Source organism: Bacillus haynesii (assembly GCF_014042035.1).
In the GTDB taxonomy this organism is placed as follows: Bacteria; Bacillota; Bacilli; order Bacillales; family Bacillaceae; genus Bacillus; species Bacillus haynesii.
In genome coordinates, this window is record NZ_CP059494.1 from 523,823 (window position 1) to 539,676 (window position 15,854).

General features: G+C 45.1%; 1 protein-coding gene. It reads left to right on the plus strand.

What is annotated here, in order from left to right:
- Positions 1 to 54 precede the first annotated feature (54 nt).
- Positions 55 to 15,825, plus strand: a complete 15,771-nt coding sequence (gene bacA, locus H2R00_RS02725) for a bacitracin non-ribosomal peptide synthetase BacA (RefSeq protein WP_182070422.1) — start codon at positions 55 to 57, stop codon at positions 15,823 to 15,825.
- Positions 15,826 to 15,854 lie beyond the last annotated feature (29 nt).

A 15,854-nucleotide genomic window follows, 5' to 3' on the forward strand; every position in this document is an offset into this window, starting at 1 on the left:
GCAACTACAGACCAATATTACGGTGAATATTTTATCAAAAAGGAGAATTTTTATATGGTTGCTAAACATTCATTAAAAAATGGGGTATTTCACAAAATGACAGAGAATGAAAAAGAACTAATCCTACATTTTAACAACACAAAAACCGATTATCCAAAAAACAAGACGCTTCATGAGCTCTTTGAGGAACAGGCCATGAAGACGCCTGACCATACGGCTCTTGTGTTCGGTGTTCAGCGCATGACCTACAGAGAGCTGAATGAAAAAGCAAACCAAACCGCGAGACTTCTCAGGGAAAAAGGTATCGGCAGAGGCTCGATTGCGGCGATCATCGCGGACCGCTCCTTCGAAATGATCATCGGCATCATCGGTATTTTAAAAGCGGGAGGTGCGTATCTGCCGATCGACCCTGAAACGCCCAAAGATAGAATTGCCTTCATGCTCAGCGACACGAAAGCCGCGGTGCTGCTTACGCAAGGAAAAGCGGCAGACGGAATCGATTGTGAGGCTGACATGATACATCTGGACAAAGGGGCATCAGACAGATTCAGTAAAGAACCGCTCGGTTCTGTCAATGATTCCGGCGATACCGCCTATATCATCTACACATCAGGTTCCACGGGAACGCCAAAAGGTGTCGTCACCCCGCACTACAGTGTCATAAGGGTCGTTCAAAATACCAATTATATCGATATCACAGAAGACGACGTGATCCTCCAGCTGTCCAATTATTCGTTTGACGGATCGGTGTTCGACATCTTCGGCGCTTTATTAAACGGAGCGTCGCTGGTCATGATTGAGAAGGAAGCGTTATTGAACATCAATAGACTTGGAAGCGCTATCAATGAGGAGAAGGTCAGCGTGATGTTCATTACGACGGCACTGTTCAACATGATTGCCGACATTCATGTTGACTGTTTGTCGAATTTGCGAAAAATCCTTTTCGGCGGGGAAAGAGCGTCGATTCCGCATGTGAGAAAAGTGCTGGATCATGTCGGCCGTGATAAATTGATTCATGTTTACGGCCCGACGGAAAGCACGGTGTATGCGACGTATTATTTCATCAACGAGATAGACGATGAAGCGGAAACGATTCCGATCGGCAGCCCGCTGGCGAATACGTCGGTCTTGATCATGGACGAAGCCGGCAAGCTCCTTCCGATCGGGGTTCCTGGAGAGCTGTGCATCGCAGGCGACGGGTTAAGCAAAGGATATTTAAACCGCGAGGAGCTGACAGCTGAAAAATTCATCCCGCACCCGTTTGTGGCTGGGGAAAGGCTGTACAAAACTGGCGATTTGGCGAAATGGCTGCCAGACGGCAACATCGAATTCATCGGCCGGATCGACCACCAGGTGAAAATCCGCGGCTTCAGGATCGAACTCGGCGAAATCGAAAGCCGGCTGGAGATGCATGAAGACATCAATGAGACGATCGTCACCGTCAGGGAAGATGAAGAGAACCGCCCGTACATTTGCGCCTATATGACGGCCAAACGCGAAATTCCTGTTGAAGAACTAAGAGGATTTTTGGAAGAAAAGCTTCCGGATTACATGATCCCTGCATATTTTGTCAAATTGGACAAGCTGCCGCTCACCAAAAACGGGAAAGTGGACAGAAAAGCCCTGCCTGAACCGGATAGAAGGATGGGGGCGGAAAGTGAGTATGAAGCGCCGCGAAATGAAACGGAAGAAAAGCTGGCAGCTGTTTGGCAGGATGTTTTGCACGTTGAAAAAGCGGGCATTCATGATCATTTTGCACAAATGGGCGGCCATTCATTGCATGCGATGGAGCTCATCGCAAAAATAAAGGAAAAAATGAATGTTGAAATTCCGCTGCATCAGCTATTTAAGCTTGCAACAATAAAGGAATTGAGCACTTTTATCGAAGCTAATCAACAAGAAGACAAGGAAGACGGCCTAGTGACAAGGGCTGCCGATCCGGAAAATATCCATGAAACATTTCCGCTTACAGGCATTCAGCTGGCTTATTTGGTTGGACGGGATGAGACGTTCGAAATCGGCGGAGTCGCTACGAATTTAACTGTCGAATTTGAAGCTGATGTCGATTTGAATCGATTTCAGCTGACGCTGCAAAAACTGATTGACAGGCATCCGATTCTCCGCACGATCGTATTTGAAAACGGAACGCAAAAAATTCTCGAAGCAACACAACGTTATACGATCGAAACTGAGGATTTAAGAGGTTTCACAGAAAAAGAAATCAACGCCAGAATATTAGAACAGCGGGAGAAGATGACATCAAAGATCATTGATCCAAGTGTATGGCCTCTGTTTGAACTCAAAACGTTTATGTTGCCTGGAGAGAAAAAATATTTTTTCCTCAATGTGGACCCGCTGATTTGCGATGACAGCAGTATGAAACGATTAATCAGAGAGTTTAAACAACTATATGAAAACCCCGGCCTCAAACTGCCTTCACTAGAATACAGCTTCAGAGATTATGTTTTGGCCTCGATCGATTTTAAGCAAACAAGCAGATATCAAAAAGACCAAAAATATTGGCTGGATAAACTGGATCATTTTCCAAGTGCGCCTGAGCTGCCTCTTAAATCTGATCCAGCCCATGTAGCGAAACCTTCGTTCAAGAAGTTTTCAACGTTTTTGGATGGGCATACATGGAATGAATTAAAAAAGAAAGCCCGGCATCATAATCTCACACCGACCGCCGTCCTTTGTGCTGCATATGCCTATATATTAGCTTATTGGAGCCGGCAAAATCATTTTGCTATCAATTTAACCGTATTTAACAGAATCCCGTTTCATCCGGATGTCAAGAACATGATCGGAGATTTTACCTCTTTAATGCTGCTGGACATCCATGCGGAAGAAAAAATGAACTCTTTCTGGAGATTTGCTTTAAATGTTCAGGATACGCTTTTGGAAGCACTGGAACACAGACATTATGACGGGGTTGATGTGATCAGAAACATCGCCAAAAAGAATGGCATGAATAAAAAAGCGGTCATGCCGATCGTATTCACAAGCGTGCTGAGCGAAAATCCTGACGACTCATTTGATAGTCTTGTCGATTTTGACAACATTCATTTCTTTAGCACGAGAACGTCACAAGTATACATCGACAACCAAGTTTATGAAATCAACGGCGGCCTTTATATTACATGGGACTATGTGGAGCAAATTTTTGAACATGACGTAATTGAATCGATGTTTGACCAGTATATCGCTGTCATCCAGCAAGTCGTATCCGGCGAGGACGTTTCAACCATCCAAATGAATGAAAAAAGCCGCCAGATGATCAGCGCATATAATGACACAGATCAATCTTTCGATACCGAGCCCTTGCATGAATTGTTTACCGGCCAGGTTAAACATGGACCTGACAGAATTGCTCTCAAGCATCATGATGAGGTGATGACCTATCAGGAGCTTGACGAAAAATCCAACCAGGTCGCAAGATTTCTCATCGGGAAAGGGGTTGAAAGGGGCGACTATATCGGTGTCATCGGCAAAAGAAGTCTGGGAACGATTGTCAATTTATTGGCTGTATTGAAGACTGGAGCAGCTTATATCCCTCTCGATCCGGATTATCCGGAAGAAAGAAAGGCGTATATCCAATCAAAAAGCAACTGCAAATTCTTCATCAGCTATGACGTGTATGACAAAGCACATATCGAGCGCTTCTCAAAAGCGCCGGTTGACCGAAAAGTCGATTTGGATGACATGGCATATGTCATCTTTACGTCAGGAAGCACAGGCAAGCCAAAAGGCGTTCAGATTACGCATGGTGCCGCAGCGAATACCATTCTCGATATCAATGAAAAATTCAACGTCACAGAACAAGATAACATAATGGGCATTTCCTCATTGTGCTTTGATTTATCTGTGTATGACGTGTTTGGCGCTTTAAGCAGCGGGGCATCACTTGTCATCATTGACGACCAAAGGGATGTATTCAGCCTGAAAGAGACAGTCGAAAAAGAACGGATTACAATTTGGAATTCTGTTCCGGCGATTATGGGAATGACGGCTGATGTATACCTGGACAATGAGCTCAATCATCATCTCAGACTCATCCTCCTAAGCGGAGACTGGATACCGCTTCAGTTGCCTGCAACCATAAAGAAGACGTTTAAAAACGCTGAAGTGATTAGTTTGGGAGGCGCAACAGAAGGATCCATCTGGTCGATCTATTATCCGATTCAAAAAGTAGAGGAAGATTGGAAAAGCATCCCTTATGGAAAACCGCTGGCCAATCAAAAAATATACGTACTGAACCAGAATAAACAATTATGTCCCGTCGGTGTCGAAGGAGAGCTGTACATAGGCGGAGCGGGGGTAGCAAGCGGGTATATTCATGATCAAGAAAAAACGGATCATTCATTTATCCAGCATCAGGAATTAGGCTACATCTATAAAACAGGTGACTATGGCGTCTTGAAAGAGGACGGTTATGTAGAGTTTCTCGGAAGAAAAGACAGCCAGGTGAAGATCAGAGGCTACAGAGTGGAAATGGGGGAAATTGAAAATACTCTCTTAAGCCATCATGAGATCACGAAGGCATCGGTTATTGATTATACAAGTCCGGACGGAATCAAAAACTTATACGCTTTTGTTGTAGCAGAGAACGCGATCAGCCAATTAGATGTAAAGGAATTTTTGCAAAAAACGCTGCCTGACTATATGATTCCTGCGAAGTTCGTGCAAATTGACGAAATCCCGTTAACTGTAAACGGAAAAGTCGATAAGCGCACGCTCCATGACTTGGCTGAACAGCAAACCGCAGATGAAGGTCAACGAGGCGGATCGATGCTGCCGGAGAATGAAACACAAGCCATGCTTCTGGAAATTTGGAAAGATATATTTGGCCTAGACAGTGTCAATCTCGATGTCAGCTATTATGAAATCGGCGGAGATTCACTCAAAGCGATATCCATCATCACGGAAATCAACAAACGAATGAATGTTGAGATGCCGATCAGCGAAATCTTTAAAAATGATACAATCATCGCTTTGGACCACTATTTGAAAAACAGAGAAGAAAGCGATATGGAACATCCGATTCAAAAGGCTCGCGAAAAAGAGTATTATCGGACATCCCCTGCCCAACAAAGAATGTATATGCTGTCGATGCTGGAAAATGAAAGGGGAGCTTACCATATTCCGATGGCCCTTCTTGTCGAAGGCCGGATAAACGTCATACAGCTGGAAAACGCATTGAAGACATTTTTGCAAAGACATGAAATTTTGCGAACCGGGTTTGAAATCCAAAACAATGAACTCATCCAAAAAATTTATGAGAATGTCGAATTCCGCCTGGAATACGAGTGCTTAGACGCTTCGATTACAGATCAGCATGCTTTAATGGAGATCACAAGCAGGTACTGTAAAGAATCCATCAAGCCTTTTGATTTAAGCCGGCCGCCTCTTATGAGGGCCAAGCTGATCAAAATCGACAATATAAGGCATATACTGGTCATGAATTTCCACCACATCATCAGTGACGGGGTTTCTCAAGGCATCCTGATGAATGAAATATTGGAACTTTACAGCAATGAGCCATTGCCGGAAGTAAGTGTGCAATATAAAGATTATGTGGAATGGAATCATACATTTAATCAATCAGACGCGATGAAAAAGCAGGAAGCCTATTGGCTTGACGTTTATCGCGATATACCGTCAAAGCTGGACTTTCCTTATGACTATAAACGTCATCATATCGACACGTTTGAAGGAAGCAGCGTGTTTTTGGAAATGGGACAGGAGCTGTCAGATCATATAAGGAAGCTGGCGAAACATACCGGAACAACCCTTTACACGGTGATGCTGAGTGCATATTATGTGCTTTTAAATAAATATACAAATCAAACAGATATCGTTGTCGGAACCGCTGCTGCGGGAAGGCTGCATCCCGATCTGCAAGATGTATTCGGCGTTTTTGTGAATACACTCGCTTTGCGGAACGAGGTTGATACTTCCAACAGCTTTAAAGAATTTTTGCAGCAGACGAAAGAGCGTACGATAGCGGCCTTTGACAATTCCGAGTATCCGTTTGATGATTTGATCCGCAAACTCAATGGTGTACGCGAGTCTAACCGCAATCCTTTGTTCGACACGATGTTTGTTCTGGAAGATGCCAGGATGTTTACCAAACAGAAAGGCGATGTCAAGCTGAGTCCGATCATCTTTGAACTGGACAATGCAAAATTTGACATGATCTTTAATGTGTTGGATTTTGAACAAAAGATCGTATTGAACATTGAATATTCGACAAGCCTTTTCAAGGAAGAGACGATTCAAAAGATAGCGGAAGATTATTTCAGGATTTTAGAGGAAGTTTCAGAAAATCGTGATGTTGCTTTATATCAAATCGACATGATATCACGTCAAGAAAAACGGACACTTTTAGAGTCCTTTAACCATACAAAGACAGCATATCCAAAAGGAAAAGCAATCCACCAGCTGTTTGAGGAGCAGGCAAAGCGAATACCAGATCACACTGCGGTTGTTTTTGAAGATCAAAAACTGACGTACCGACAGTTGAATGAAAAAGCAAATCAAGTGGCAAGGCTTTTGAGAGAAAAAGGTGTCAAGCCGGATACGCTCGTCGGGATCATGATGGAGCGTTCGTCCGATATGATCACAGCGATTCTCGGTGTGCTGAAAGCAGGCGGCGCCTATTTGCCGATTGATCCCGAGTATCCTCTGGAGCGGATGAGATACATGGCTTTTGACAGTCAAGTCAAAGTCATCATCTCTGATGTTCCGCTTGCCAAGGGGCTTACGGCGGAATCGATCGAGTTGATTCATATGGATGATGAGAGGATTGCCGAGCAGGATCGGTCAGACATTGACAATGTCAATCAAAGCGGCGACCTTGCATATGTCATCTATACGTCGGGTTCAACAGGGAAGCCAAAAGGCGTGATGATCGAACATCAATCATTGATCAACTTGTGCCGCTGGCATCAATCCTGTTTTGAAGTCGGACAAAACGACAACAGCTCGATTTATGCGAGCATCAGCTTCGACGCTTTTGTCTGGGAGCTGTTCCCTTATATAACAGCGGGAGCCACCGTCCATGTCCTCAATCAGGAGACAAGGCTGGATGTTGAAAAGCTGAACCGGTATTTTCATGACCATCATATTACGATCAGTTTCTTACCGACACCGGTCTGTGAGCAGTTTACAGCACTTGACAATCATTCGTTAAGAACGCTGTTAACGGGTGGAGACAAATTAAACGTTTTTAAAGAAAAAAGCTATCAAATTGTAAACAATTACGGACCGACTGAGAATACAGTCGTTGCTACAAGCTTTCCAATAGACAAATCGTATCAAAATATTCCGATCGGAAAACCGATCGATAACGTCAAAGTGTATATATTGAACAAAGACCTTCAGCTTTGTCCGCTCGGAGCAAGCGGCGAGCTCTGCATCGCCGGAGAAGGGCTGGCCCGCGGGTATGTAAACAGACCGGAATTGACTCGGGAAAAATTCATTGAAAATCCGTTTGTACCTGGGGAAAGAATGTACCGCACAGGTGATCTTGCCAAAATGCTGCCAGATGGAAACATTCAGTTTTTGGGACGGGTTGACCAGCAGGTTAAGATTCGCGGCTATCGAATCGAACCCGGCGAGATCGAGAACCAGCTGCTTAAATATGAAAAGATTGAAGAAGCGGCGGTCATCGCAAGAGAAGACGGAGATCATGACCCGTATCTTTGCGCATATGTAAAGCCCAAAAAGGAAGTCGAACCGGAGAAGATCAGAGCGTTTTTAAAGAAAAGCCTTCCGGATTATATGATTCCTCAGCACTTTGTCCAGCTTGACCGGCTGCCGCTTACCGTGAATGGAAAAGTGGATAAGAAAAGCTTTCCGGTTCCGGAACGGAGCGCCGCAATGGATCGCCGCTATGAAGCGCCGCGGGATCAGATGGAAGAAAAACTTGTTTCCATATGGGAAGGGGCTTTAGGAATCAATAAAATCGGGATCAACAGTAATTTCTTTGAAGTCGGCGGGCATTCGCTTAAAGCCGCCGCTTTGGTATCAACTATTCATAAAGAACTGAATGTCAAGCTGCCTTTAAGGCAAATATTTGAAACCCCGACGATTAAAGGGCTGAGGGAATATATCGGTGCGGCGAAGGAAAGTGCTTTTACATCGATAGGAAAAACGGAAGAAAAACCATATTACCGGTTGTCTTCAGCGCAAAAAAGGCTCTATATCCTTTGTCAAGCCGGCAGTCATGTTGCATATAACATGCCTTTTGCTATGACGATCGAAGGCGATTTTGATATCCGCCGATTTGAGAATACATTAAAAAACATGGTCAAAAGACATGAATCATTTCGAACTTCATTTGTCATGATCGACGGTGAGGTGATGCAACAGATTGAAAAAGAGATTGATTTTCAAGTCGCATACAGTGACATCGGCAAAGAAAGCGCCGAAGAAAAAATCAAAAGCTTCATCAGGCCGTTTCATTTGGAAAAAGCACCGCTTTTAAGGGCGGAGGTCGTAAAAGTGAATGAACGTGAGCACTTGCTGATGTTCGATATGCACCATATCATTTCCGATGGCGTGTCCACCGACATCTTCGTTCAAGAGCTGGGAGCGCTGTATGAAGGGAAATCACTGGAGCCATTCCATATTCAATATAAAGATTACGCAGAATGGGAAAAAAGCCATGCTCGCCGCGATGAGCTGAAAAGACAGGAAGAATACTGGCTGAAGACGTATAAAGGCGATATCCCGGTCCTTGATCTCCCGACAGATCATAAAAGGCCGCTGACAAAAAGCTCTGAAGGTGACACCGTCACTGCAGCAATTGAAAGTGAAACATTCCGCAAGCTTCAGCATATGGCGAAAGAAAACGGTGTTACGATGTACATGCTTCTGTTGGCCGGTTATACAGCACTGCTTTCCAAATATACAGGTCAGGAAGATATCATCGTCGGGACACCGGCTGCAGGTAGAAATCATGAGGATATTCAACATCTCATCGGCATGTTTGTCAATACCTTGGCGATCAGATACCATCCGGAAGGGAAAAAGACTTTCAGACATTATTTGCAAGAGGTAAAAGAAAACACGCTTCAGGCTTATGAAAACCAGGATTATCCGTTTGAAGAGCTTGTAGAAAAAGTAAACATCAAACGGGACATGGCCCGAAACCCGCTCTTTGATACGATGCTCGTGTACCATAACACAGAAGTGAAGCCGTTTGCAGCAGAAGGGCTGAGAAGCAGGCTGGTGGAGATCAAGCGCGGCATTTCCAAGTTTGACATCACAGTGACTGCGAGTGAAGCGGCAGCCGGATTAAGATTGGAAGTTGAATATTCGACGACGCTGTTCAACAAGGAAAGAATGGAAAGACTATCTGAACACCTGATCAGCCTGTTGGAACAAGCGGCGGATCATCCGGACGTTGCCATCAATCAGATAGATGTCCTGACAAAGGATGAAAGACATCGGGTTCTGTATGATTTTAACCGAACAGACGGTATGTTCTGCAAAGAGAAGACGATACCTGAGCTTTTTGAAGAACAGGTGGAAAAAATGCCTGATCATCCGGCGGTTGTCTTCGGGGATGAAACGATTTCTTACAGGGAGCTGAATGAAAAAGCGAACAGCTTGGCTTTCACCTTGCGGCAAAAAGGAGTAGGCCCTGATGTGGTAGCAGGGATTCTCACAGAACGATCAATCGAAATGATCGTCGGGATTATGGGTATTTTGAAAGCTGGCGGAGCCTATCTGCCAATCGATCCGGCGTATCCGCAGGAAAGAATAAGCTACATGTTAAAAGACAGCAATCTCAGCGTATTATGCGCGGCAGGCGATGTGGATCCGGGTGAAGCATATGCCGGAGACATCATCCGGATTGATCAAACCGGACAAAATGACCACGTGGAAAACCTTAAGCATGACATCAAGCCGCAGCATTTGGCATATGTCATCTATACATCAGGATCCACTGGAAAACCGAAAGGCGTCATGATCGAGCATCATAGTGTGAACAATCTTGTTCATGGATTATATGAAAGAATTTATCAGCACCTCGATGCTCATTTAAATGTAGCACTGGTTGCGCCTTATATATTTGATGCCTCTGTCAAACAAATATTCGCAGCGCTTCTTTTCGGGCATACCCTTTGCATCGTCCCGCGCGAGACAGCTTGGGATGCCATGAGTTTAATTGAGTATTATTCGAAAAACAACATCAATGTATCGGACATGACGCCTGCTCATTTAAACATGCTGGCTTATGTAGACAAAACGGAACTCGAATTCGATCTGAAGGAATTGATTGTCGGCGGAGATGCATTAACACCTGATGTCATCAACAGCCTATTTCATAAATTCCCGAATCTGTCATGCAATATCACCAATGTATACGGCCCAACAGAGTGCTGTGTGGATGCTGCTTCATATCAAATCGAATGGGAAAAAGTGCCGCAAACACCGTCCATTCCGATCGGCAGACCGCTTCTCAATACAAGCATCTATATTGTGGACAAAGAACTCCGCCCTCAGCCGATTGGCATTGCCGGAGAACTATGCATAGCAGGTGAAGGGGTTGCCAGGGGTTATGTAAACAGACCTGAGCTTACGGCGGAAAAGTTTGTCGATCATCCATTTGAGCCGGGTAAAAAAATGTACAAAACCGGAGATTTGGCGATGTGGCTTCCGGATGGACAGATTGAGTTTTTAGGACGCGCCGATCATCAAGTGAAAATCCGCGGCTATCGGATAGAGCTTGGTGAAGTGGAACAGCAGCTCTTGACACATGAGAAGATTAAAGAAGCGGCGGTGATCGCAGGAAAGGATCAAAACGGCAGCAGCTATTTATGCGCCTATTTCGCGTCTGATCAGGAATTGCCTGCAGCTGATGTACGACAATTTCTGGAAAGGGAAATGCCTGATTATATGATTCCGTCCTATTTTGTTAAGCTTGACCGGCTCCCGCACACCTCAAGCGGTAAAGTTGACAGAAACGCACTGCCTGAGGCGGACGGCACTTTAATAGAAGGAACTCGGTACGATCCGCCCCGAAATGAAATCGAACGAAAACTCGTGCAAGTCTGGAGAGAGATTCTCGGTATCGAGGACATCGGGATCAGTCACCATTTCTTTGCGGCAGGGGGAGACTCGATCAAGGCGCTCCAGATCATATCCAGGCTGGCAAAGATGAACCTGAAACTTGAGATGAAGGCGTTGTTCGCCAATCCGAAAATAAAAGATCTCAGCCGATTGATCACAGAAGAAACGCGACATCGCAAACATAACAAACCCGTTACAGGTGAGACGGAACTGCTTCCTATCCAAAAGAGATATTTTGCGAACAACAAAGAGGAGCTTAACCACTTCAACCAGTCATTTATGCTCTTTAGAAAAGACGGCTATGACGAAAACATCGTCAGAACAGCCTTCAATAAAATACTGGAGCAGCATGACGCGTTAAGGATGATCTATGAAGAAAAAGACGGAGATATCATTCAATACAACAGAGGCTATCGTGAAAACTTGTTCGACTTGGATGTTTATGATGTAAGAGGCCTTGACTGTCAAGCGGAAAAGGTGTTTGAGCTGGCGACAGGCATTCAAAAAAAATCATCGATTAGAAAAGGAAAACTCGTTCATCTCGGCATCTTCCGGGCTGATGAGGGCGATCACCTGCTCATTGCGATCCATCATCTTGTCGTTGACGGTGTATCGTGGAGAATTTTGTTCGAGGATTTTGAAACATTGTACCTTCAGGCATTGAAAGACGAACCTCTCGACATCGGATACAAAACGGATTCATATCAAGAGTTCGCCCGTCAATTGAAGAAGTATGCCCAAAGCCGCATGCTGTTAAAGGAAAGGGAGTATTGGCAAAAGGCCCTGGAAGCGGATGTTCCATTCATTCCTGCTGAAAAGCTTGAACGAGACACGTTTGAACACAGCACGACTTTGAGCATCAGAATCGGCCCAGACGTAACAGCGAACCTTTTGCGAAACGCAAACAAAGCCTACAACACGGAAATCAACGATATTTTGCTGACGGCATTAATCGCCGCAGTCAGGGATATCACCGGAGAAAACAAATTGAAGGTCATGATGGAAGGGCACGGCAGGGAGGACATCTTAGACGGTGTTGACATCACGAGAACGATCGGCTGGTTTACGACGGTTTATCCGGTCTTTATCGATTTGGGAGAAGAAAAAGAAATATCGCAAAATATCAAAATGGTCAAAGAAACGTTGAGAAAAATACCGAATAAAGGGATCGGCTACGGCGTTTTAAAATACATGACAGAAGAGCTTCAGAAAATACAAACACAGGCTCCGCTTTCTTTTAACTATTTTGGAGAAATGAACAATGACATGAATAGAAAAGTATTTTCCCAGTCGCCATTTTCACCGGGAGAAAGCATCGGCGGAAAAATCGTAAGGCACTGCGCCATCGAAATGAATGCGATCTCTTTAAATGGCGAATTGACGATCTATACAACGTTTAACCAGGACCAATACCAAACAAGCGCAATCGAACAACTCAATCAATCATTCAAAGAAAACCTGGAAAAGATCGTCGATCATTGCGTCGGTAAAGACGGATCGGACATGACGCCTTCCGATTATGGCGATGTCTCGCTTGGTCTTGAGGAGCTGGAGCGTATTCAAAATAAGTACAGTGCTTTTCAAATCGAAAAGATCTATCCGCTGGCCAACATGCAAAAAGGAATGCTATTTCATGCCGCTATGGATCAGACATCAGGTGCATATTTCCAGCAAATTGTTATCGATTTAAAAGGACGTGTACATCCGGACCTTTTAGAAAAGAGCTTTCACGAGATCGTGAAGAGGCATGAAATCTTAAGGGCGTCTTTTGAATATGAAATCACAGCCGAACCGAGACAAATCATAGCTAGAGACCGGAAAACGCCTTTCACATCAATAGATCTGACAGGCGAAAATCGGACCCGGCAGCATAGGTTCATAGAAACATATTTAAAAGAAGATCAAGAAAAGGGCTTTGATCTGAGCAGTGAAGCCCTCATGAGGGTTTGTTTGATCAGAATGAATGATGAATCGTATCGGCTGATTTGGAGTCATCACCACATACTGCTGGACGGCTGGTGTCTGGGTATTGTTTTGAGCGAGCTGTTCAGCATATATGGAAAAATAATAAAAGGAGAATCCCGTCGATTAAAAGAGCCGAAGCCATATGGAGACTATATCAAATGGCTGGAAAAACAGGATAAAGAGGAAGCGGCGGCATACTGGAAGGATTATCTAAAAGGGTATGAGACGCGGTCTGAACTCCCGGCGTTCAATCGCAGCGCAACGTCAGAAGAATATTGCGGCAAAGAAAAAGTCATATCGTTTTCAAAAAAACTGACAACGAAAATCACCCGGATCGCCAAGGAGCATCATGTCACCATCAATACGGTTCTTCAAGGAATTTGGGGCATAATTCTGGCCAAATACAACAATACCGATGAAGTCGTATTCGGAACCGTCGTCTCGGGACGGGAGGCTCCTGTTGAGGGCATCGAAGAGATGGTCGGCTTGTTTATTCATACAATACCGACCCGGGTCAGCTTTGGAGGCGTGAGAAGCTTTAAAGAGGTGTTAAAGAAAACACAAGCCGAGTCTATCGAAAGCAATCGATACAGCTATATGAATTTATCGGAAATTCAGGAACTGAGTGAATTGAAAAGAGAGCTGATCACCCATGTCATGGCATTTCAAAATTATGCATTTGATGAAGAGCTGTTCAGAAGCCAATCCGGGGAAACCGGTTTTGAACTGGGAGGTGTTCATGGAAAAGAACGAACCAACTATGATTTTAATCTGACCGGCGTTTTAGAAGATGAGCAGCTGAAGCTCAAATTAACGTTTAATGAAAATGTGTATGACAACACCATCATCGAAACACTAGAACAGCATATCATTACCGTCGCAGAACAAGTGGCGGAAGATGAGACACAAACATTACGAGACATCAATCTTGTATCTGAAGAAGAAAAACAAAGGATTTTACACACATTCAACGATACAAAAACGAGTTACCCGAAAGACAAGCCGCTTCATGAGTTCTTTGAAGAACAGGCCATGAAGACGCCTGACCATACGGCTCTTGTGTTCGGCGGCGGGCGCATGACCTACAGAGAGCTGAATGAAAAAGCAAACCAAACCGCGAGACTTCTCAGGGAAAAAGGTATCCGCAGAGGCTCGATTGCGGCGATCATCGCGGACCGCTCCTTCGAAATGATCATCGGCATCATCGGTATTTTAAAAGCGGGAGGTGCGTATTTGCCGATCGACCCTGAAACGCCCAAAGACAGAATTGCCTTCATGCTCAGCGACACGAAAGCCGCGGTGCTGCTTACGCAAGGAAAAGCTGCAGACGGAATCAATTGTGCGGCTGACATGATACATCTGGACAAAGGGGCAACAGACGGATTCAGTAAAGAACCGCTCGGTTCTGTCAATGATTCCGGCGATACCGCCTATATCATCTACACATCAGGATCTACGGGAACGCCAAAAGGCGTCGTCACCCCGCACTACAGTGCGGCAAGAGTTGTTAAAAATACCAATTATATCGACATCACAGGAAACGATGTCATCCTCCAGCTGTCCAATTATTCGTTTGACGGATCGGTGTTCGACATCTTCGGCGCTTTATTAAACGGAGCCTCACTCGTCCTGATCGAAAAAGAGACGGTCTTGAACACACATGAGCTGGCCGGAGTGATAAAAAAAGAACAAGTCAGCGTGATGTTCATTACAACGGCGCTGTTCAATACGCTCGCCGACATCAATATCGGCTGTCTTGCCAAGCTGCGGAAAATCCTCTTCGGCGGGGAAAGAGCGTCGATTCCGCATGTGAGAAAAGTGCTGGATCATGTCGGCCGTGATAAATTGATTCATGTTTACGGCCCGACGGAAAGCACGGTGTATGCGACATATTACTTCATCAACGAGATAGACGATGAAGCGGAAACGATTCCGATCGGCAGCCCGCTGGCGAATACGTCGGTCTTGATCATGGACGAAGCCGGTAAGCTCCTTCCGATCGGGGTTCCTGGAGAGCTGTGCATCGCAGGAGATGGGTTAAGCAAAGGATATTTAAACCGCGAGGAGCTGACAGCTGAAAAATTCGTCCCGCACCCGTTTGTGGCTGGGGAAAGGCTGTACAAGACGGGCGATTTGGCGAAATGGCTGCCAGACGGCAACATCGAATTCATCGGCAGAATCGACCACCAGGTGAAAATCCGCGGCTTCAGGATCGAACTCGGCGAAATCGAAAGCCGGCTGGAGATGCATGAAGACATCAATGAGACGATCGTCATCGTCAGGGAAGACGAAGAGAACCGCCCGTACATTTGCGCCTATATCACGGCAAATCGCGAGATTTCCCTTGATGAGCTGAAAGGATTTTTAGGTGAAAAGCTTCCGGAATACATGATTCCCGCCTATTTCGTGCAAATGGACAAGCTGCCGCTTACCAAAAACGGGAAAGTGGACAGAAAAGCTTTGCCTGAGCCGGACAGAAGCGCAGGAACTGAAGCGGAGTACGAAGCGCCAAGAAACTATGTCGAACAGCGCATCATTTCCATCTTGGAGGACGTACTTGGAACAGAGCGGATGAGTATTTCCTGCCATTTCTTCGACAAGGGGGGGAATTCGCTAAAAGCGATGCAAGCTGTCCATTCCATTAACAAAACGTTTGGCATTGATATGAGAATCAGCACGTTCTTTAAACATCCGACTGCCAAATCATTAGCACGTTTTATATTAACTGCTGAAGCCGAATCGGCCGTTAGTGAGGAGTACGCGGAAGAGGAAGTGTGATGGAATTGCACTGTACAATCTATCATTTG